At 64.5% G+C, this 622-nt stretch carries 1 protein-coding gene; it reads left to right on the top strand.

Annotated elements, in window-relative coordinates; all coding sequences use genetic code 11:
• Window positions 1-622, top strand: a 622-nt coding sequence (locus tag ACODR9_RS24295; RefSeq protein ID WP_488813258.1) for a type VI secretion system Vgr family protein, incomplete at both ends; no start/stop codon positions are given.

Genomic DNA, 622 nt, shown 5'->3' with positions numbered 1-622 from the left:
CAGTTCATCCCGCGCATTGGCCAGGAAGTGCTGGTCGACTTTATCGAAGGCGATATCGACCGCCCGGTGATTGTCGGCGTGCTGTACAACGGCAGCCACGCCACCCCGGCCTTTAGCGGTGCCGGTGCGCTACCGGCCAACAAAACGCTGTCCGGCATCAAGTCCAAAGAGCATCAGGGCGGCCAGTACAACGAACTGTTGTTCGACGACACCCCCGGCGAAGTGCGCGCCAAGCTCAGTTCCGAACCCGGCAAAACCCAGCTCAACCAGGGTTTCCTCAGCCACCCGCGCAGCAATGGCAAAGCCCAGCCGCGTGGCGAAGGCTTTGAGTTGCGCACCGACCAGCACGGTGCCATCCGCGCGGGCCACGGCCTGCTGATCAGCACCGAAGCGCAAAGCGGCGCGTCTGGCAAACAACTGGCGCGCGAACACGCACAAAGCCAGCTCGACGCCGCGCTCAGCCTTAGCCAAAGCCTGGGCGACACCGCCGCCGCACAACTGGCCGACAGTATGGAAACCGGGCCGGACGCCATCACCCCCGACAACGGCAAAGACGGCAACAAAGACAGCGGCCACCTGCAACACCACGCCGCCGCACTCAAAGCCTGGGAAGCCGGCAGCA

It is taken from the genome of Aquitalea sp. FG25, from assembly GCF_057809375.1.
Note: the sequence above shows the minus strand (reverse complement) of the source record. Positions and strands in the feature narration are given on the sequence as shown.